The following is a 20407-nucleotide window of genomic DNA, read 5'->3' on the forward strand; positions in this document are numbered from 1 at the left end:
CATGCCGCCAGCGTTCGTCCTGAGCCAGGATCAAACTCTCCATAATAGAAGAAAATGAATAGCTCATTTCTTGCTGGCATTAAATTAATAATGTCATGTGTTTTGCTCGAGTGCCTTAAGCACTCTTGCTGTATTTCATTGACGTTTTGCTGTTCAGTTTTCAAGGTTCATGTTGATATTGTTCGTTGCCGTTATTTCGTAAGCAACTTTTATATCATATCAAGTTACGTTTCACATGTCAACAACTAATTTCAATTTCTTTTTTTCGTTGTTCCTCATGTTGTTTTCGTCTGCCTCACTGGCGACTTGTATAAGATTACATTATACTAAACCGATTGTCAACACTTTATACAATCTTTTTATAATAAGATTGCAAAAGCGCATAGCGCGGCCATTCCAGGTATGCCTAAAACCGCAAGTACCAGTCCAGACATGATATTTACAGGAACATAAACACCAATGAATCCACCCGCAATATTCATCGCGAAAAGAACAAGGAAAGCAAATGCCAGCCGAAACCAATACACAGATAATCGTTCTAGAACTTTTTGAATCTGTGTCTTATCCATAACCATTAATAGAAGTAGAACTAATCCAACAACCACAATACCAATAACTTTCACGGGAAACGCCCCTTTCAAATGAATGATCCATTCTATGCGATCCCGTGAAAACATATTAATCTCTTCCTAGTCGACGAGCCTTTGCTTCTTTAAACAAATAAAAATGTTTACTTTCGGTAATCTTCCGCCGGACCATCACTTCTTGATCATAATCATTGAGATATCTTTCATTCTCTCTTGCACGTTCCCATTCTTCTTTTGTTTCTATCATTAATGTACGGAGACGTTCATCAAACTCATTTTTAAGTTTTCTTTTGCGTCCAAACATAACAGATGACCTCCTATAACTCTCGGCGGCCTTCTAGCGCCTTCGATAATGTAACTTCATCTGCATATTCAAGGTCTCCTCCAACCGGCAAACCATGAGCAATTCTTGTTGTCATGATTCCGGACGGTCTTACCAGCCTTGAAATATACATCGCGGTCGCTTCACCTTCAATTGTAGGATTTGTAGCCAAAATTAATTCTTCGACCGCTTCATCCTGAAGGCGTGTTAATAAGGAAGGGACATTAATATCTTCAGGGCCAATTCCATCCATTGGAGATATCGCTCCGTGAAGAACATGATAAAGTCCTTTGTAATCTCTCATCTTCTCCATCGCAATAACATCTTTCGTGTCTTGCACGACACAAATCATTGAGCCATCACGACTTTTGTCCTGACAAATATGACATGGATCGATGTCTGTAATATGTCCGCAAACTGAACAGTAGCGTAAATTCCTTTTTGCATCGACAAGCGCTTTTGCAAAGTCTAGCACGGTATCTTCCTTCATGCTTAATACAAAAAACGCCAGTCGGCCCGCTGTTTTGGGGCCGATACCTGGCAATTTCATAAAACTATCGATTAGTTTTGATATCGGTTCAGGGTAATGCATCGATTTTCCTCCTAGAACATTCCAGGTAGGTTCAATCCTTTCGTGAATTGACCCATCGTAGAGTTCGTTAATTCTTCCGCCTTCGCCATTGCTTCATTCGTAGCAATTACAATAAGGTCTTGCAGCATTTCGATATCTTCTGGGTCAACAACAGACGGATCGATAATCACGTCAACGACTTGCTTGTCACCAGATACGATAACTTTCACCATACCACCGCCGGCTGCTCCTTCAAGACGCTTTTCGCCAAGCTCTTCCTGTGCCTCAGCCATTTTCTTTTGCATTTTCTGCATTTGCTTCATCATACCTTGCATATTTCCCATACCACGCATATTCATTTCCTCCTCATAATGGTTAGTCGTCGTAAACTTCTATGAATTCCTTACCAAAAATCTTTTCTGCTTCTGTTACAATCGGATCGGCATTTTCCTGTTCGGCTTCTTTAACAAATGACAGCATGTCTTCAGCAGCTTCTTCTTCAAGAGAGGACGTTTCTTGCTGTTTAGCAAGCCCATTTTTCTTGATGAATTCTCCCCTCACCTGGAGCCAACCTTCTTCTGGGACATACACGACTTCATATGCCTTACCTGTTCGTGAACGTAAGGCATCTGACAAGCCTGAGCGAAGCGATAGATTTTCAGATGCCATTAGGCAATGGATTTCATATTTGAATTTTAACACAAAAGCATTCTCTGATGCCGCCACAGGCTCTGTTTCTTCAAGAAGTGCAGCATGGGACTTCTGCATCGTCTGCATCATTCCTGCCCATTCTTCCCGAATCGTTTGGATATCCTGTTTCGTCGCCGATCTCAACACCTCGTGGATCTTACCTGTCGGAACTTTGGCTGACTGCGATGATTTCGATACATTTTTTCGTGGTTGTGCAGTTCGTTCTGCAGCCCCTTGCACACCCACCCCGCTAGCAATCCGTTGTTGCATATCCGCAATCGTCCGTTCAAGCTCGGCTACTTTCTGTGCTAATTCTGAGTCAATTACCTGACTACCCCCAACCGGTTGTGCTGGGCGATTATCAAGATGAATCATTTTTAATAACGCAGATTCAATATACACCTTTGCATGATTGGAGAATCGCATCTCCTGCTGTGTTTTCGCCAGTATATCTATAAAAGCATACAAAATATCTGGACCGAATCTTTGCGCCAAGTCTACAAAACGTTCATCACTCGATACAAGCTCAAGAAGATTTTTCAATTCCGGCGCCGTTCGAAGTAAAAGAAGGTCCCGAAAAAATGTAATTAAATCCTCCGCTAGTCTCGACACATCTTTTCCTTCTGCAATTAAGCGGTCCAGCAACGAAAGTGCTATTCCTGCATCTTTGCCGAGTAACGCTTCCGCCAACTGGTGAAAGATATCTTCACTAATCGAACCTGTAACAAGCAGAGCATCCTCAATGGTTAACCGTTCTCCACTGAACGAGACGACTTGGTCGAGCATACTGAGTGCATCACGCATTCCACCTGAAGCAGCCTGCGCAATCACCTTCAACGCACCTTCATCAGACTCAATACCTGAATCTGTCAACACAACTTTCATCCGATCCATAATATCAATCGATGTAATCGGTTTGAAGTCAAAGCGCTGACATCTTGAGATAATCGTCAGAGGTAGTTTATGTGGTTCCGTCGTCGCCAAGATGAACACTACATGCGACGGCGGTTCTTCTAGTGTTTTCAATAGCGCATTGAAAGCTGAGTTTGAAAGCATATGTACCTCATCAATAATATACACTTTAAAACGTGCATTCGACGGGGCAAATCGGACTTTCTCAATAATGTCCCGCATTTCCTCTACACGCGAGTTCGAAGCCGCGTCAAATTCAATCACATCTGTATTTGACCCTTCCATAATGCTAAGACACGTTGGACATTCGTTGCAAGGTTCTTTTGACGGACCATTTTCACAGTTCAACGCTTTGGCAAAAACCTTGGCAGCACTTGTCTTTCCTGTGCCCCTTGGACCCGAGAATAGATAAGCATGCGTCGTCTTATTATGAAGGAGGGCATTCTGCAGTGTCTGTTTTATATGTTGTTGCCCAGACATCTCAGCGAACGACTGAGGTCGATATACACGATAAAAAGCTTGATAAACCAACAGTTTTTCCTCCTTTTGACGCAATGCGATAATATTTCTATTATAGCACAAATAGCTACTCCAAATCTTAATTAAGACAATAAAAAACTCGCCCATAAAAAATGGACGAGTCGAGTTGTAAAATTAATGCCGTGCACCTTCTTCTGACAGCCGCACATAAGCGTTACTCCTGTCGCCAGCTCGGTCTAGGCGACCCCGCGGCACATGAAAAAGTCCACTTAATGCTGCTTCCTTCCGGACCTGACATGGTTCATGGGTTTCCATTGCGCGGGACCCAAACGTCAACACTACGTGCAAAAGGCAGACCCTACAATACGGACAGCCTCGAGAAGGAATTCAGTCTTGCTAGAGCGGATTGCAAGTGATAGGGCACCGCTACCTCCCCACCTAGCACGGCATTTATTAGTATACTCATTCTCTCGTAAAAAATCAAATTTTTATCTGTAAAATTATCTAAATTATTTTATATTAGGTAAACTGTTGACACTGTAATCTAAACATGATAAATTATGTTTTGTTGACACGGAGGTATACCCAAGTTCGGCTGAAGGGAACGGTCTTGAAAACCGTCAGGCGGGTTAAACCGCGCGGGGGTTCGAATCCCTCTACCTCCTCCATATTTTCAACTTAGCGCATAAGTTTGGAGATTGAATTCGTTACTTGTTAACGGATTTTAATTTTGAACATTAACTCAACAATCTCAAGAAGCAGACCGTTTTAACGGGCTGCTTCTTTTTTTACGTCTATTTTCTTAACTACTGCACCAGCAACAGAAGGCTTAATTGCCATGCAATCATAATAGGGGAAATCAGCCGCTAGTTTCTCAGCTATCAACCCTTCTTCCCCCTGCTTCACGGCAATAAACACCGATGGACCTGCACCACTAATTGTCATGCCATAAGCGCCATACTCATGACAAGCTGCACGTATTTGCTCAAAATCAGGAAATAAGGGTTTTCGATAAGGTTCATGAAAAACATCCCTCTCCATCATCCTACCTGCCGTTTCCCAATCCTCTCGTGCAATCGCAGCCGTCATCACACTGCTCGCGGCGCTTCCCGCAATAGCTACTGCGTGTGGCAATTGTTCGGGAAGAAGCCCTCGTGACTCTTCCGTCGGCAACGCTTTCGGTGGCACAAGAATAACTACCCCTATTTTAGGTTCTGGAAGGTGAATAACATCTATTTCGTCATCAACAAAATAAGAAATCGTCACTCCTCCCAGTAATGCAGCTGATACATTATCGGCATGACCTTCCAATTCACTACCGATTAACACCTTGTCCTTCGACGAAAGCTCCAGCGCCAACAGCTGATCCGCAATTTCAATGCCTGCCGCAATCGCTGTTGCACTACTACCAAGTCCTTTGCCAAGTGGAATATCCGTTTGGACAGCTAACTTCTGCGGGACCACTACCCGTCCATTACGTTTCGCCACGTATTGAATGGTTGTCACAATCAGATTATCTTCCCCACTTGCTAGCCCCTGGTATTCATCACCTTCATATTGAACAAGCCACTCCTCCGCCGGCTCAACATTAACGGTCATATACAAAGCAAGCGCCAGCCCAATACTATCAAAGCCGGGGCCAAGATTGGCCGTCGTAGCAGGTACGACGACTGTGAAATTGGCTTCTCCCATTACTTTGCTCCTTCTTTCAATTCATTCAATAAAGCATCGAACTGATCGCGCGATAGTAATGACTTCTGTTCATTCACCATAATAGCTGTTTCTGGATCCTTCAGTCCATTACCTGTCAGCACACCAACAATCGTTGAACCTTTTTCAATCAGTCCTGCGTCAAGGCGCTTTTTAATACCTGCGATCGTCGCACATGACCCCGGCTCAGCGAAAACACCTTCCGCCGAAGCAATCAAGCTATATGCTTCCAAAATTTCTTCATCTGTCACCGACAAAATTGCTCCGTTCGATTCTTCAAGTGCATCCTTCGCCAATTGCCAGCTCGCAGGATTTCCGATGCGAATAGCCGTCGCAACCGTTTCAGGGTTTTCAAATACACGGTCATAGACAATCGGTGCTGCCCCGTCTGCCTGTACACCAAGCAATGTTGGTAATGCAGTGCCTTTACGCTCCGCATATTCTTTAAAGCCTTTCCAAGCCGCTGAAATATTTCCCGCATTCCCTACTGGTAACGCAAAAATATCCGGGACTTTTCCAAGCTGCTCAATCGCTTCAAATGCAATCGTCTTCTGACCTTCCAAGCGGTACGGGTTAATAGAGTTCACAACCGCTACTTTTCCTTCCCCTGCTTCTCGAACCATATCAAGAGCCACGTCGAAGTTGCCTGAAATCTCAACGATTTCTGCACCATACATTTTTGCTTGCGCTAATTTCCCAAGTGCAATTTTCCCTTCTGGAATTACGACAATTGTCCGCATACCTGCGCGAGCTCCATACGCTGCAGCAGATGCTGATGTGTTCCCTGTTGACGCACAAATGAGGACTTCCTTGCCTTCCTCTTTCGCCTTCGCAACCGCCATGACCATCCCTCGGTCTTTAAAAGATCCTGTTGGATTCGCCCCTTCTGTTTTCACATAGAGCTCAATTCCCCATTGCTTAGACAAATTCGTTAGATGAATGAGAGGTGTATTCCCTTCCTGCAACGTCAATGCCGGCGTTTCCTCTGTTACTGGCAACCATTCTTTATACTCGTCAATTAATCCATTCCATCTTCTCATCATTATTCCCCCTCAACTCGGTAATGGCTTAGTAAGCCAATGACCTCTGGTGTTTGATTTAATTCAGTTACAATATTTAAATGTTGCTTACGAGAAATTTGATGTGTAATAAAAATCAAATCTGCGTCGGCCTCTGTTTTATCTGAATGCTGGACCACAGTCGCCAAACTTGCCCCATGACTACTATAAATAGCCGTCAATTTTGTTAAGACGCCAATTTCATCTTTAACACGAATACGATGGAAGTAACGCGCCAACTTTGTATCATCACTTTTCACTTTACGCTCATATTGCGGAGCATGTGGCCTCTTGCCATTCACGCCTAGCAGTAAGTTGCGACACGCTGCAACAATATCTCCTGTGACAGATGTTGCAGTTGGTAACGAACCAGCTCCCGGTCCATAGAACATCGTTTCCCCAACCGCATCACCGTAAACGTACACTGCGTTGAATTCATTATTGACTGAAGCCAGTGGATGCGAGTTCGGGAACAGGACCGGCTCAACCGCCACTTCAATCCCGTCCGCATCCTTCTTTGCAGCCCCTGCCAACTTCACCGTATAACCAAATTGTTCCGCAAGCTCCAAGTCACCATCACAAATTTCTTTCAATCCCCTAACAAATACATCCCCTAAACGGACTTCTGTCGAGAATGCCAACGAAGCCAAAATAACCATTTTTCGCGCAGCATCAATACCGTCCACATCAGCTGAAGGATCCGCTTCGGCAAAACCAAGCTCCGTCGCCTCTATCAACGCATCTTCGTAGCTCATCTTGTCATGCTTCATCTTCGTTAGGATAAAGTTCGTCGTCCCATTGACAATACCCGTCAATGCGCTAATACGGTCAGATGCAAGACCATCTTCCAATGTACGAATTAATGGAATCCCTCCACCAACACTCGCTTCATAAAATAGGTCGCACTTGTTGTCATCTGCCAGCTTCAACAGCCCTGGGCCATATTCCGCCATCACATCTTTATTAGCCGTCACGACTCCTTTTCCCGCACGCAGTGAACTGTCGATCGCTTCTTTTGCCTCACAGGTACCGCCAATCACTTCTACAATAAGATCGATAGACGGATCTTCTAGTATCTCATCCAGATTCGTTGTAAAAATATCAGGCGACAGAGCTGTATCTCTTTTCTTATACTGATCTTTCACAAGAACTTTTTTTATCGTCACAGGGACACCGAGCTTGTGCTGCAAGTCTTCTTGGTGATTTTCCAAGATTTGAGCGACACCGCTTCCTACAACTCCAAATCCTAGTAATCCAATATTAATCTCATTTTTCATTGACGATTCTCCTAACTGTATGTACACTACTAAAAAACAGTCGTTCTTTGCATAAGGACAGTATAGTGAAATATTCGGTCAATAACAACCCCGAATTAAGATAAAGTTCAAAAAAACACATAATTGTCACTACTTAAAAGATAGGATTGATGAAAATGAAAGTATGTAAATTTGGTGGAACATCCGTCGCATCAGCTGAACAAATTAAAAAAGTGGTAGCCATCGTCACGTCCGACCCTGCACGTAAGATTGTCGTTGTGTCGGCACCCGGTAAAAGATATAGTGAAGATGAAAAAGTGACAGATTTGCTCATACGTCTTGCAGAACAAGCACTGAATGATAAAGAAACAAGCACTGAACTTGAGGAAGTCGTCAATCGTTATCGTCTAATTGCCGAGGGGCTTGGCCTCTCCGAGAAAATCGTACATGTCATCGAACAAGATTTACAACAACGCCTTGCTAGAGATAAAAACGATCCGGTTCTCTATATGGATTTTTTGAAAGCATCCGGTGAGGACAACAATGCAAAACTCATTGCTGCTTATTTCAAACATATCGGCATGGACGCCAAATACATATGTCCAAAAGATGCAGGACTGCTCGTCAATAATCGTCCCGAGCGTGTACGAGCTTTGCCAGAAGGTGATGAACGTCTCGTCAAATTACGTGATGAACCCGGCATTGTCGTCTTCCCAGGATTTTTTGGCTATACGGAAGACGGAACACTCCGTACATTCAACCGAGGTGGTTCTGATATTACTGGATCACTACTAGCGGCAGCAACGGAAGCTGATCTCTATGAAAACTTCACAGATGTCGACTCTGTCTTTGCAGCCAACCCAACAGTCGTCGACAATCCTGTTGCCATCGATAAAATGACCTACCGTGAAATGCGTGAGCTAGCCTATGCAGGGTTTTCCGTCTTCCATGATGAAGCACTAATGCCCGCATTCCGTCGTTCCGTTCCTGTATGCATTAAAAATACAAATAATCCGGAAGCACCGGGTACATTAATCGTTAAAGAACGCAATAATTCCACACAACCCGTTATCGGCATAGCAGCAGACGATGGATTTTCTACACTGTTCGTCGATAAATATTTAATGAACCAAGAAATCGGGTTCGGTCGTCGTTTATTGCAAATATTAGAAGAAGAAGAAATTCCATTTGAACATACGCCATCTGGCATTGATAACATATCCGTCATCCTACGGAGCAAATTCATCAATCCAGATAAAGAAGCACGTATCATTCAACGCGTAAAAGAAGAACTGAATGCGGATGATGTCCATATACAAAATGACTTTTCCATGATTGTTCTTGTAGGCGAAGGTATGCGTCATTCAACAGGACTTGCCGCACGTGCCGCTTCTGCTATCGCACGTACAGGCGCCAGCATCCAAATGATTAACCAAGGTTCTTCAGAAGTGAGTCTTGTCTTCGGCGTTCATAAGAAAGATGAAACGAAAATATTAAAAGAATTATACGCGGAGTTTTTTATTGAATCTGCGGTCCTCTCCTAAAATCAATTACGCCGAAGCATAATTGCGTCCAGATTTTGAATCGAGCTTGGGACCAACAAGGTGGAAGGATTGAACTGCATCCTTCCTTGTTGCGACAGAACGTCGCGAACTTAGGTTGCCTTCCATTCTTCATTCAGCAGGCGTTTGGGCACCCACTGAACAAGAAAACAATATTGCATTTATTCCCCCCCCTTTAGAGGTGGGAGTATTCTGCTGAATGAAAAAAAACGGCACATCATTGCATTGGATGATGTGCCATTTTTCTTAACATAGCGGCATGAACATACCCGGAAACTGCTTCACAATCGCACGCGCAATCATATCAGACATTTCCAAAGCTTGTGCTTCAATTTTATCGAACACTTCAACATCTGCTTGATAGTTTTTTTGTATCATATAAACGGCTTCTTGCTTCGTCAAAGCCAAGTGCATGTAAAACATCTGTCTTACTTCCTCAATGCCTAAATACGGATTAATACCACTTAAAAACTTAGCAATGTCATCTGCATTTCGATACCATTGCTTCTCCGCCTCTGCTGCCTTTTGCTCATCTCCTTTTACAGCTGCCGTGACTAATTCTGCCGCTAGCAATAGATGCTCTTTAATAAGTACCGTGTAATGATCCGCTATTTGGTTCCCATAGAAGGGTCGTAAACAATTCCCCAAATCCGACGCATTTCTCAATAGGCGTTGTTCGACAAACTGCAAATCAGGCAAACCGAATACAATGCTAATGATTGTCATTCGTGTCCAGTTGACATGCTCCATCCACAAAAGCCGATTCATGCTTATAAAATCGACTTCCGCCTTACTTATGCAGCACCTACCATACAAGTCGGCTGCATTGTTCAAGATATACCTGACAGGGGCTGTATATCGTGAGTAGGATTTCACACCGTCAGAATCACGAACCGATCCTATTGTCTGAGAAACACGTTCATTTGAAAAAGGATGCACTTCATAATCTCTCCTTTAATGCTTACTCAATCACCCATACACTGACATAAACTTATAAGGAAATTGCTTAATGACTGCATCGGATAGCATATCCGCCATCTCTAATGCCTCTATCTCCATTAAATCGAATAGATCTACGCTCGCTTTGAAATCTTTATCGAGCATGGTCATCATCCCTTGCTTGATAAGCATCAAATGCTCATCAAATATTTCCTGAAATTCTACTGCCAATAAATAAGGAGTGATGCTACCCAAAAATAGTGCAATCTCCGTTCCATTCCGATACCAATTCTCTTCTATCGTCTCCGCCTTTTCTACATTCCCTACCAATGTAGCGTTGACGAGATCACCCGCTAGCGTGATATGCTCTGTTAACAATTGACCGTATCTCCTTGCTACCTCATCGCCATAAAAAGGTCGTAATGCACCGCCCATATCCGTTGCCGTACGGAGAAGACGTGCTACAACAACATCGGCATCGGGTAATGCATAGACAAGACTACTGACAGTAGCCCTCGTCCAAGCAGTATGCTCCCCCCACAAACGTCGCATTGTACTTCTTAAAGCTGCTTCAGCCTTATTGACACAATCCAATGGCCCTATCAAACATGGCTGCATCGGATAACAGTATAAATATACTCTCCCCCAATAATGAGTCACGCCACCCCAACTCCTATAAATGTAAACACTCTATCTTATTCATGAAATGACAAAAGTGAAGGGCGTCTTGATACGTGAAATAAATTTATGCCATTAAATTCGCTAAGTTGACCTGGTTATTCAGTTATTTAGCTTACAGCTAGCCAATAACAAAAAGCGCATTGAATAGTGAAACATCCAATGCGCTTTTTCGTATAGTTACTTCCTTAAAAACGCTGTCTGTTCAAGCATATACCCAATGCGTTCGACAATCGTTTCTACCTCTTGTGGATTTTTAATCAGATCATAATCATTAATATCAAGCCGTAGCACCGGACATGTATTGAACGAATTAATCCATTTATCGTAGCGGCCATGCATCTCTTCCCAATAGGAAATCGGCGTTTGCTGTTCCATTGGACGCCCACGCTCTTGAACACGTGCCACAATTTCATCCAGCGACCCTTCCAGATAAACGAGCAACGTCGGATGTGGGAAATAAGGTGTCATGACCATTGCTTCAAACAAATTCGTATATGTCTCATAGTCAACAGGATCCATTGTTCCTTTTTCTTGATGCATTTTCGCAAAAATCCCTGTATCTTCATAAATCGAACGGTCTTGGATAAATCCGCCGCCATATTCAAAAATACGCTTTTGCTCTTTAAAACGCTCCGCTAAGAAATAGATTTGTAAATGGAAGCTCCATTTTTTAAAGTCATCATAAAAACGATCGAGATACGGATTTTGATCGACATTTTCAAAGGATGTCCTAAAATTCAATGCATCTGCAAGTGCCTGCGTCATTGTCGACTTCCCAACACCAACCGTCCCAGCAATTGTAATAACGGCGTTGTTTGGAATACCGTATTTTTCACGTAAGTTCATTCAAAGTAACTCCTTTTCTTATCGTTGCATCAACGGTATCTAAAATGAATTGCAAATCCTCGTCACTGCTCACAAAATCAAGATCATCTCCATTGAATCGGAGCACCGGAATTTCGGGATGTGCCGTTTCAAAATATGTAATGAACTTCTCGTAGTCTTCTGACAGCTGCTGCATATAAGCGGGGTCCATGTTTTTTTCGAAGTCACGACCACGCAGGGCAATTCGTTTCATAAGCGTGTCTAAACTCGCATGTAAGTAGACAATAACATTCGGTACAGGCATGTCCTGCGTCAAGATCTTATAGATTTCCTCATACTTCGCATATTCTTCAGGGCTTAATGTGCGTTTAGCAAAAATAAGGTTCTTGAAGATATGATAATCAGCAACGACTGATTTTTGTTCGACTAGAATTTCGTTTTTAATATCACTAAGCTGTTTGTAGCGATTACAAAGAAAAAACATTTCGGTCTGGAAGCTCCATTCCTCGATGTTATCGTAGAATTTATTTAAAAACGGATTTTCATCCACAATTTCTTTTAACTGATGGAATTGTTGTCTCTCTGCAATGGCTGTGGAAAGCGATGTTTTCCCAACGCCAATTGGACCTTCGACCGTTATGAACGGAACCGACATCTAAAATCCTCCTTCATGAAGTAAATACTACTTATTTTATCACACGGTGGAAATGAAAAATAGAGCCTGCACAATGATTCACGTGGAACAATTAATGCTACACTATTTCTAAGGAGTGATATCTGATGACTACATTTGAACAAGATCGGCTATATATGCAAATGGCGATTGACGAGGCGATGAAAGCACAAGCGATTGGGGAAGTACCAATTGGTGCAATCATTGTACATAATGACCAAGTCATTGCACGCGCACATAATTTGCGGGAAACAACTCAAAATGCCGTCACCCACGCAGAGCTATCTGCCATCCAGGATGCCTGCAAAGAAATCGGCAGCTGGCGTCTTGAAGAAACAACTTTATACGTCACTCTTGAACCATGCCCCATGTGTGCCGGTGCTATTTTACAATCCAGAATTCCGCGTGTTGTCTACGCTGCACGTGATCTCAAAGGCGGTTGTGTCGATTCCCTCTATCGCTTATTGAACGATCCGCGCTTCAATCATGAATGCGATGTTGTTGAAGGTGTTTTGGCAGATGAATGCGGGGAAATGCTGACGGCATTTTTCAGAGCAATACGGGAACGTAAAAAACAAGCAAAAAAAGAGGCGGCGCAAAAAGTCTAATGACTTCAGCGCACGCCTTTTTTCCACTGAATGTGCCAGCCGCCGCCTCAATTCGCGGAAGAACGCGAATGGTGTCGGTGACTGGACACAGGTGAGTACTATGCATGTTACTTCGTAATAACTTCTTTCCCACCCATATACGGGCGCAACACTTCAGGAATAACGACAGAACCGTCTTCTTGCTGGTAATTTTCAAGGATTGCCGCTACTGTACGACCAATCGCTAGACCACTACCATTCAACGTATGCACATACTCAGGCTTCGCCCCTACTTCACGACGGAAACGGATATGCGCACGACGCGCTTGGAAATCTTCAAAGTTTGAACAAGATGAGATTTCACGGTAAAGGTTCTGTGTTGGAATCCATACTTCAAGATCATACTTTTTCGCAGCCGTAAAGCCAAGATCCGCTGTACACATTTTCAACTTACGGTATGGGAGCTTTAACAACTGCAACACTTTCTCCGCATGTCCCGTCAATTTCTCCAGTTCATCATAAGAATCCTCAGGCTTCACAAAACGAACAAGTTCCACTTTGTTGAACTGATGCTGACGGATCAACCCACGCGTATCACGGCCCGCAGATCCCGCTTCTGAACGGAAGTTTGTGCTATACGCAGCAAACGCGGCCGGAAGTTGTGCAACATCCAAAATTTCATCACGGTAAAAGTTCGTAACAGGCACTTCAGATGTTGGGATTAAGAAGTAATCTTCTTCCTGTAAAAGAAACGCATCTTCCTCAAACTTCGGAAGCTGTCCTGTCCCCGTCAAACTCGCACGATTGACCATATACGGCGGTAGCATTTCCTCATAGCCATGCTCATCCTGATGCAAATCCATCATGAAGTTAATCAATGCACGCTCTAAACGAGCGCCCACTCCACGGTAAAAGACGAAACGACTTCCCGTAACTTTTGCAGCACGTTCGAAATCAAGGAGATTCAAATCTGTACCAATTTCCCAATGCGGCTTCGGTTCAAATCCAAATACCGGAAGTTCTCCCCAAGTAGCCACTTCGACATTGTCATCCTCGGTATCACCAACAGGAACGCTGTCATGTGGGATATTCGGAATACGCATCATAATATACTCGAGTTGTTCTTCCACTTGGCTAAGCTCTTCGTCAAGTGTTTTAATGTCATCCCCGACTGTACGCATACGTACGATCAATTCATCCGCATCCTCTTTATTGCGCTTCATTTGCGCAACCTTTTGGGATACTTCATTACGTTCCGCTTTCAACACTTCTACTTTCGCAATCAATTCTCTGCGTTTGTCATCGAGACCGCCGAATTTATCGAAATCTGAAAGATCTTCCCCACGTTTCGCGAGCTTTTCCTTCACTTCATCGAAATTGGCGCGAACTTTTTTAATATCAAGCATGGACAATTCCTCCTTAAAATATTGACGATGATGGAAAATGGGCAATAAAAAAAGCCCTCAAATCCCCTATAAAAGGGACGAGAACTACCCGCGTTGCCACCCAAATTGACCGGACACTTATCGTCCAATCCACTTCATTGAAATAACGGCTCAAATACCGGCATAGGCTTACTCAACGTTTCAGCCCAGCTACTCAGGAATGGATTCACAAGTGTTTTTACCGACTCCCACCACCCGTCGGCTCTCTACAAAAAACGTGCTCGCTACTACTTTCCATCATCGTCTCCTATTTGCAATTACAAATACCTTACTACATGCACAACATTTTGGCAAGCCGTATACAGAAGATTTGTATTCGCTTTCAATGTATACAAAAAAGCGAGGGATTATTCCCCCGCTTTCAATTTATCATTACCACCCGCGCTCTTGCATACGTTCACCTGCCGGCAAACCTGCAATTTCCAAACCTTTCATTGGCGTACCAATATCTTTAGATAGCTCACCAATCAATTTATAGTCCCTAAAGTTTTGCGTCGCTTGAACAATTGCACGTGCAAATTTCTCTGGGTTTTCAGATTTGAAAATCCCCGACCCTACAAATACACCATCTGCACCAAGCTCCATCATTAGTGCAGCATCCGCCGGTGTCGCCACGCCGCCTGCTGCATAGTTGGTGACAGGAAGACGCCCGTGTTTTTTGATTGCCAGTAAAATCTCATACGGTGCGCCAAGATCACGAGCTTCCGTCATGATTTCATCTTCATTCATATGAACGATTCTGTTCACTTGTGCATTTACTTTACGCAGATGACGTACAGCTTCGACAATATTGCCTGTACCTGGTTCACCTTTCGTACGAAGCATTTTTGCGCCTTCACCAAGACGACGAGCTGCTTCTCCGAGATCACGCGCTCCACAAACGAATGGTACGTTATATTGACTTTTCAGCAAATGATATTCTTCATCCGCCGGTGTCAGTACTTCACTTTCGTCGATATAATCAACACCTAGCGCTTCAAGTACACGTGCTTCGGAAATATGCCCGATGCGCGCTTTCGCCATTACCGGGATTGACACCGCTCCTTGTACTTCTGTAATGATACGTGGGTCTGCCATACGTGCTACGCCGCCTGCTGCACGTATATCTGAAGGAACACGTTCCAATGCCATTACTGCAATTGCACCTGCCGCCTCCGCAATTTTTGCCTGCTCCGCATTAATAACATCCATAATAACGCCGCCATATTGAAAACTCATTTTTTCTTCCCCCTTTTCTTATTGTTCAGTATAATGGAGTATGACCTTATTAAAATACCCAGTTATACATAAGTTAAAGAGGTCAGATAGGATGATCAACGTGGATATGCTATTCATTAAGTTAGAAAAAAATCAAGATGTCCCATTATACGAACAGATTTATGACCAAATCCGCCGAGACATCACCAATGGTAAATTACCTATCGGTATGAAGCTTCCTTCCAAACGCAAACTCGGTGATTTTCTCAATATTAGCCAGACAACTATCGAATTTGCCTATGCTCAACTCACGGCAGAAGGGTTTATTTCATCGAAACCTCGAAAAGGGTATTATGTACAAGCAATTGAAGAACTCGCTTATGTTCAACCTGTGGAACTTGCAGCGAAATCCATTCGTCGAAAAAAAGAAGACGTATCCATCGACTTTTCACCCGGTAAAATTGACACAGAATCGTTTCCATTCACGCAATGGCGCAAATACGCCAAAGATGTCATCGACGAATCATCACAGAACCTTCTGCTGCTAGGTCATCCTCATGGAGATAGTCAGCTACGTCAAGAAATTGCCCGCTATTTGTACCATTCCCGAGGCGTTGATTGTACACCAGAACAAGTCATCATCGGCTCTGGAACAGAGCAGCTCATGCCACTCGTCATCCGCATTCTCGGTAAACAAGCAACTTATGCTATCGAGGACCCTGGCTATCCACTTACGCACCATGTTTTTTACCATAATGACCGGAAAGCAATTCCTATTGCTGTCGATGAAGAAGGGATGGATGTACGAGCTCTCCAACGCTCTGGAGCGACCGTTGCCTATGTAACACCTTCACACCAGTTCCCAACCGGTACCGTCCTGTCTGCGGCTCGCAGGACCGCTTTATTGAACTGGGCTTCGGCGCAAGACGAGCACTTTATCATTGAAGATGATTACGATAGTGAATTTCGTTATACAGGACGCCCCATTCCCTCTTTACAAGGGATGGGTAAGGGTGGCAACGTCATTTATTTAAGTACCTTTTCAAAATCGCTCATGCCATCGCTACGGATCGCCTACATGGTGCTCCCTCCTGTATTGCTCGACAGATACGAGAAGGCCTTTATTCACTACGCGGCTACCGTACCACGGCTCGACCAACATATTCTTGCCCGCTTCATGGCTGACGGCCACTTTTCGCGCCATCTAAACAGAATGCGAAAAATTTACCGACGTAAGCTACAAGTTCTAACCGAAGCACTCTCGACTTACGCACCACACATCTCATTTTCCGGCGATGAAGCAGGCATGCACATCATCATCACTGTCCATACGACTGTCAGCGAAGAAACACTTGTTGAATTAGCTAGCGCAGCGAATATCCGTGTCTACGGTCTAAACGGTTATAGAACAACTCCAATAACAGGTGAACCTTCCTTTCTAATAGGCTTCGGTGGACTTTCTGTCGATGAAATAACAAGTACCATAGATACCCTCATGGCGAGTTGGCAAATTGAAAAAGGCACAGAATCCAATTAAGGGTTCTGTGCCTTTTTATTAATCAATTACACCTCAGCGTAAACTTGTGACATCCGCCGGAGGCTTAGCTTGATTCAGTAGGGATTTTGCACCTCCTACTGAATCAACTTAAAATAGACCTTTAATAAAACCAGTTGCGCCATTCCAAATACCGGCAAAGAAATCACCGATTGCGCCCATCATTAGGGAGAACCAACCTGCCTTCTCAACGGCATCCTTCGTGACAAGATCCGTTCCTGGATGATCAGCGTCAATGAAGCCATAATCCGTTCCTTCTGTTTTAACTAGTTTTACATGACCCACAACCGTACCTTGTTCAACAGGTGCTTGGAGTGAACCATCTTTTAGTTTTGATTCATCAATTGTCACTTCCGGAACATACAAATCTTTTTCGCTCGACTTGACCATCATACGAATCGGTTCCTTCACTGCAATCGATACTTGTTTCTCTTTCCCTTTGATAACCTCAAGTTCTTTTTGTTTATCGAACTGATGACCAGCAGGAACGAACTCTACCTCTGAGAATTGGCTAAAGCCATAATCGAACAAAGCGCGTGTCGCATCGAAGCGTGCTTTATATGAGCCGACACCGTTTGCATCGACCGCTTTCATCACGACAGCGATGACGCGCTTACCATCACGTGTTGCCGTTCCTGTAAAGCAATGTCCTGCAAAATTTGTTGTACCCGTTTTCAGACCGTCAACGCCTGCATATTCATAAACGAATCCTGGAAGCATGAAGTTCCAGTTATCCATCTTGATTTCATCCGTTGTACCTTCACGGAAAAGTTTTGTATTAATTTTTGTTGTTTCCAGAACTTCTGGATAGTCATGCAACAAATAATAAGCAAGCTTTGCAACAGACTTTGCCGGCATAACGTTCTCGTCGTCTGGGCCAGTCCCTTGTGGATGCATTCCTTGTAGATCGCTATTATTCAAACCCGTTGAATTGACAAATTTATAATCTTTCAAGCCAAGCTCTTGTGCTTTTGCATTCATTAGCTTCAAAAACTCAGTTTCTGTTCCTGCAATCGTTTCAGCAATCGCAATCGTCGCGGCATTCGCCGAATAAATCGCTAACGCTTCATACAATTCACGAACTGTATACGTACCATCTCTTCGTAACGGTACGTTACTGAGGCGACGATCCTGTGAAACCGCATACGTATAGTCGTTCACTTTATATTCTTGATCCCAGCTTATCTTCCCTTCCTTAATGGCTTCAAAAAGAAGATACTCTGTCATCATTTTCGTCATACTTGCAATGCCCAGTGGAGTATCTGCATTTTCTTCGTATAAAATCTTTCCACTTTCTGCATCAATTAAAATTGCACCGTCAACATGAATGCCCAATGTTGAATCTGCATAAGCTGGAGCTGTCGTACCGAGTGTCGTTAATAATAATAGTGGCATTAACAATACGGCCACCCATTTTTTCATTTTGTGTTTCACAATACTACCTCCGTCATTGCTATTTCCCCAAGGTTATTTTACCATAACTCCGGGACTACATGGGAACTAAACTAAAAAAGCACCTTTCCGCTCATATGTAGACGCGGGAAAGGTGCTGAAGTTCCATTACACACTTAATTAAAGCGAGTAGTTAGGAGCCTCTTTCGTAATTTGTACTTGGTGTGGATGGCTTTCGCGTAATCCGGCACCCGTCATGCGAACAAATTGTGCTTTTTCTCGTAGATCATGCAAATCCTTTGTGCCGCAATACCCCATACCTGCACGAACACCACCAATTAACTGATGAATCGTATCTGCTAGTGGGCCTTTATATGGCATACGCCCTTCGATTCCTTCTGGAACAAGCTTCTTCGCATCATCTTGGAAGTAGCGGTCTTTCGATCCACGCTCCATCGCTGCAACCGAGCCCATTCCACGGTACACTTTAAAACGACGTCCTTGGAAAATCTCAGTTTCCCCAGGACTTTCCGTTGTACCCGCTAGAAGGCTTCCAAGCATGACAACATGTCCGCCCGCAGCAAGCGCTTTGACGATATCTCCAGAATATTTTATACCACCATCTGCAATAATCGTTTTGCCTTGTCTACGCGCTTCTGATGCACACTCATAGATAGCTGTAATTTGTGGAACACCCACCCCAGCAACTACACGAGTCGTACAAATAGAACCAGGACCAATCCCAACTTTAACGACATCAGCGCCAGCTTCGTAAAGCGCACGTGCACCTTCTGCAGTAGCAATGTTCCCCGCGATAATATCGAGATCCGGATATGTTTGTCTAATTTGTTTAACCGTATCTAAAACACCTTTAGAATGTCCATGAGCCGTGTCAATAACAATAACATCGACTTCCGCCTTAACAAGCTTCTCAATACGCACCATCGTATCAGATGTTACACCAACTGCCGCACCAACCAATAAGCGACCATGCTTATCTTTAGCAGCATTCGGGAACTCAATCACTTTTTCAATATCCTTAATCGTAATTAACCCTTTAAGGATTCCTGCTTCGTCAACAATCGGAAGCTTTTCAATCTTATACTTCTGTAAAATTTTCTCCGCGTCTTCAAGCGTTGTGCCGACAGGAGCCGTCACAAGATTCTCTTTTGTCATTACATCATCGATAATCAATGAATAATCCTGAATAAATCGAAGATCACGGTTTGTTAAGATTCCAACAAGTTTCAACTCTTCATTATTATTAACGATTGGAACACCAGAAATACGATATCTGCCCATCAAATGCTCAGCATCGAAAACTTGATGTTCAGGCGTAAGGTAAAATGGGTTTGTTATCACACCATTTTCAGAACGTTTAACAGTCACTACTAGCTCGGCTTGCTCTTCGATACTCATATTCTTATGAATAATACCCAACCCGCCTTGACGTGCCATTGCAATAGCCATCTTCGACTCTGTGACGGTATCCATACCAGCACTAATGACCGGGATGTTTAATTTAATCTTCTCTGTAAGATTAACAGTCAGTGACACATCCTTCGGTAATACTTCAGATGGTCCAGGTACAAGTAATACATCATCGAACGTAAGCCCTTCACGCTCAAACTTTGATTCCCACATTCCATTACGCCTCCTAGTGTATATATTATCAGTTCAATATTATTAAATAGGTTATCAGCGGATACAATAGCTGTCAAGGAAGTGGTGTCAAGTAAAAGTATTCACATTATTCACTAAACAAACCGAGTAATTATATTGTTTATTTTGAACGATAAGTTTGCAAATAATGTACATTTAATGACAAGGTATAATACTTCCTTATTACCGATAAACTCCTTTAAAACTAAACACAAAAAAAGCCATTACCTATTGGTAATGACCGTGTGCCCGGCGACGTCCTACTCTTGCAGGGGGAAACCCCCAACTACCATCGGCGCTGAA

Annotated in this window: 19 protein-coding genes, 1 tRNA gene, 1 other RNA gene and 1 other annotated feature; of the genes, 4 read left to right on the forward strand and 17 right to left on the reverse strand. The window is 43.4% G+C overall.

Annotated features, from left to right (window positions below; translation table 11 throughout):
• Positions 1 to 359: 359 nt before the first annotated feature.
• From R2B72_RS17640 to ffs, 6 genes are all read right to left on the reverse strand, one after another.
• On the reverse strand, positions 360 to 677 hold the full coding sequence (locus R2B72_RS17640) for a pro-sigmaK processing inhibitor BofA family protein (RefSeq protein WP_318618160.1): 318 nt from the start codon (positions 675 to 677) through the stop codon (positions 360 to 362).
• Position 678: 1 nt separating this feature from the next.
• Positions 679 to 891: a YaaL family protein gene (locus tag R2B72_RS17645; RefSeq protein WP_318618161.1), complete on the reverse strand. Its 213-nt coding sequence runs from the start codon at positions 889 to 891 to the stop codon at positions 679 to 681.
• 13 nt (positions 892 to 904) lie between these two features.
• Positions 905 to 1501, reverse strand: a complete 597-nt coding sequence (gene recR / locus R2B72_RS17650; protein ID WP_318618163.1) for a recombination mediator RecR — start codon at positions 1499 to 1501, stop codon at positions 905 to 907.
• 11 nt (positions 1502 to 1512) lie between these two features.
• On the reverse strand, positions 1513 to 1833 hold the full coding sequence (locus tag R2B72_RS17655) for a YbaB/EbfC family nucleoid-associated protein (RefSeq protein ID WP_318618164.1): 321 nt from the start codon (positions 1831 to 1833) through the stop codon (positions 1513 to 1515).
• A 22-nt stretch (positions 1834 to 1855) separates the two neighbouring features.
• Complete coding sequence (gene dnaX / locus R2B72_RS17660) at positions 1856 to 3613, reverse strand: DNA polymerase III subunit gamma/tau (RefSeq protein WP_318618166.1); 1758 nt, start codon at positions 3611 to 3613, stop codon at positions 1856 to 1858.
• Between the two features lie 129 nt (positions 3614 to 3742).
• Positions 3743 to 4009, reverse strand: an RNA gene (gene ffs / locus R2B72_RS17665) — signal recognition particle sRNA large type.
• A 128-nt stretch (positions 4010 to 4137) separates the two neighbouring features.
• Between ffs and R2B72_RS17670 the strand changes: the two genes are divergently transcribed.
• Positions 4138 to 4230 (forward strand) — tRNA-Ser (locus tag R2B72_RS17670).
• 100 nt (positions 4231 to 4330) lie between these two features.
• Here the strand turns inward: R2B72_RS17670 and thrB are convergent.
• Genes thrB through R2B72_RS17685 form a run of 3 tightly spaced genes read right to left on the reverse strand, consistent with a single transcriptional unit; the run spans position 4331 to position 7607 of the window.
• Positions 4331 to 5254, reverse strand: coding sequence for a homoserine kinase (thrB, locus tag R2B72_RS17675; protein WP_318618167.1), 924 nt, complete (start codon positions 5252 to 5254; stop codon positions 4331 to 4333).
• Complete coding sequence (gene thrC, locus R2B72_RS17680) at positions 5254 to 6312, reverse strand: threonine synthase (RefSeq protein WP_318618168.1); 1059 nt, start codon at positions 6310 to 6312, stop codon at positions 5254 to 5256. Before thrC ends, thrB begins: the two co-directional genes overlap by 1 nt.
• Positions 6313 to 6314: 2 nt before the next feature.
• Entirely contained in the window at positions 6315 to 7607 is a 1293-nt protein-coding gene (locus R2B72_RS17685) for a homoserine dehydrogenase (RefSeq protein WP_318618169.1), read from the reverse strand.
• 155 nt (positions 7608 to 7762) lie between these two features.
• Between R2B72_RS17685 and R2B72_RS17690 the strand changes: the two genes are divergently transcribed.
• Positions 7763 to 9130, forward strand: a complete 1368-nt coding sequence (locus R2B72_RS17690; protein ID WP_318618170.1) for an aspartate kinase — start codon at positions 7763 to 7765, stop codon at positions 9128 to 9130.
• Positions 9131 to 9394: 264 nt separating this feature from the next.
• Here the strand turns inward: R2B72_RS17690 and R2B72_RS17695 are convergent, their stop codons facing one another.
• The 4 genes from R2B72_RS17695 to R2B72_RS17710 form a co-directional block, all read right to left on the reverse strand.
• Positions 9395 to 9916: a hypothetical protein gene (locus R2B72_RS17695; RefSeq protein WP_318618171.1), complete on the reverse strand. Its 522-nt coding sequence runs from the start codon at positions 9914 to 9916 to the stop codon at positions 9395 to 9397.
• Between the two features lie 201 nt (positions 9917 to 10117).
• Complete coding sequence (locus R2B72_RS17700) at positions 10118 to 10747, reverse strand: acetylglutamate kinase (RefSeq protein ID WP_318618172.1); 630 nt, start codon at positions 10745 to 10747, stop codon at positions 10118 to 10120.
• A gap of 198 nt (positions 10748 to 10945) precedes the next feature.
• On the reverse strand, positions 10946 to 11614 hold the full coding sequence (locus tag R2B72_RS17705; RefSeq protein WP_318618173.1) for a deoxynucleoside kinase: 669 nt from the start codon (positions 11612 to 11614) through the stop codon (positions 10946 to 10948).
• Positions 11601 to 12248: a deoxynucleoside kinase gene (locus R2B72_RS17710; protein ID WP_318618174.1), complete on the reverse strand. Its 648-nt coding sequence runs from the start codon at positions 12246 to 12248 to the stop codon at positions 11601 to 11603. The genes R2B72_RS17705 and R2B72_RS17710 overlap by 14 nt, the downstream gene beginning before the upstream one ends.
• A 125-nt stretch (positions 12249 to 12373) precedes the next feature.
• On the opposite strand from R2B72_RS17710, the gene tadA reads away from it, so the two are divergent.
• Positions 12374 to 12874, forward strand: a complete 501-nt coding sequence (gene tadA / locus R2B72_RS17715) for a tRNA adenosine(34) deaminase TadA (protein WP_318618176.1) — start codon at positions 12374 to 12376, stop codon at positions 12872 to 12874.
• 107 nt (positions 12875 to 12981) lie between these two features.
• Here tadA and serS read toward each other — a convergent pair whose 3' ends face one another.
• Together serS and pdxS are read right to left on the reverse strand one after the other, a co-directional pair.
• Entirely contained in the window at positions 12982 to 14259 is a 1278-nt protein-coding gene (gene serS / locus R2B72_RS17720) for a serine--tRNA ligase (protein WP_318618177.1), read from the reverse strand.
• A gap of 70 nt (positions 14260 to 14329) precedes the next feature.
• Positions 14330 to 14548, reverse strand: a binding site (T-box leader).
• Positions 14549 to 14670: 122 nt separating this feature from the next.
• On the reverse strand, positions 14671 to 15516 hold the full coding sequence (pdxS, locus tag R2B72_RS17725) for a pyridoxal 5'-phosphate synthase lyase subunit PdxS (RefSeq protein ID WP_318618178.1): 846 nt from the start codon (positions 15514 to 15516) through the stop codon (positions 14671 to 14673).
• Between the two features lie 100 nt (positions 15517 to 15616).
• Between pdxS and R2B72_RS17730 the strand changes: the two genes are divergently transcribed.
• The gene (locus R2B72_RS17730; RefSeq protein ID WP_318618182.1) at positions 15617 to 17032 is read left to right on the forward strand and encodes a PLP-dependent aminotransferase family protein; all 1416 of its coding nucleotides are present in this window, start codon (positions 15617 to 15619) and stop codon (positions 17030 to 17032) included.
• Between the two features lie 108 nt (positions 17033 to 17140).
• Here the strand turns inward: R2B72_RS17730 and R2B72_RS17735 are convergent, their stop codons facing one another.
• Entirely contained in the window at positions 17141 to 18484 is a 1344-nt protein-coding gene (locus R2B72_RS17735; RefSeq protein ID WP_318618179.1) for a serine hydrolase, read from the reverse strand.
• A 138-nt stretch (positions 18485 to 18622) separates the two neighbouring features.
• A complete protein-coding gene (gene guaB, locus R2B72_RS17740; RefSeq protein WP_318618180.1) occupies positions 18623 to 20086 on the reverse strand; it encodes an IMP dehydrogenase in 1464 nt (487 codons plus the stop codon).
• Positions 20087 to 20407 lie beyond the last annotated feature (321 nt).

Source organism: Sporosarcina sp. YIM B06819, assembly GCF_033485175.1.
Taxonomy (GTDB): domain Bacteria; phylum Bacillota; class Bacilli; order Bacillales_A; family Planococcaceae; genus Sporosarcina.

Coding starts and splice junctions, on each gene's coding strand:
- R2B72_RS17640 (WP_318618160.1), bottom strand. CDS start 677: ATGTTTTCACGGGATCGCATAGAATGGATCATTCATTTGAAAGGGGCG.
- thrC (WP_318618168.1), bottom strand. CDS start 6,312: ATGAGAAGATGGAATGGATTAATTGACGAGTATAAAGAATGGTTGCCA.
- R2B72_RS17645 (WP_318618161.1), bottom strand. CDS start 891: ATGTTTGGACGCAAAAGAAAACTTAAAAATGAGTTTGATGAACGTCTC.
- serS (WP_318618177.1), bottom strand. CDS start 14,259: ATGCTTGATATTAAAAAAGTTCGCGCCAATTTCGATGAAGTGAAGGAA.
- R2B72_RS17710 (WP_318618174.1), bottom strand. CDS start 12,248: ATGTCGGTTCCGTTCATAACGGTCGAAGGTCCAATTGGCGTTGGGAAA.
- recR (WP_318618163.1), bottom strand. CDS start 1,501: ATGCATTACCCTGAACCGATATCAAAACTAATCGATAGTTTTATGAAA.
- guaB (WP_318618180.1), bottom strand. CDS start 20,086: ATGTGGGAATCAAAGTTTGAGCGTGAAGGGCTTACGTTCGATGATGTA.
- thrB (WP_318618167.1), bottom strand. CDS start 5,254: ATGGGAGAAGCCAATTTCACAGTCGTCGTACCTGCTACGACGGCCAAT.
- R2B72_RS17705 (WP_318618173.1), bottom strand. CDS start 11,614: ATGAACTTACGTGAAAAATACGGTATTCCAAACAACGCCGTTATTACA.
- R2B72_RS17695 (WP_318618171.1), bottom strand. CDS start 9,916: ATGAATCGGCTTTTGTGGATGGAGCATGTCAACTGGACACGAATGACA.
- pdxS (WP_318618178.1), bottom strand. CDS start 15,516: ATGAGTTTTCAATATGGCGGCGTTATTATGGATGTTATTAATGCGGAG.
- R2B72_RS17655 (WP_318618164.1), bottom strand. CDS start 1,833: ATGCGTGGTATGGGAAATATGCAAGGTATGATGAAGCAAATGCAGAAA.
- R2B72_RS17685 (WP_318618169.1), bottom strand. CDS start 7,607: ATGAAAAATGAGATTAATATTGGATTACTAGGATTTGGAGTTGTAGGA.
- R2B72_RS17690 (WP_318618170.1), top strand. CDS start 7,763: ATGAAAGTATGTAAATTTGGTGGAACATCCGTCGCATCAGCTGAACAA.
- tadA (WP_318618176.1), top strand. CDS start 12,374: ATGACTACATTTGAACAAGATCGGCTATATATGCAAATGGCGATTGAC.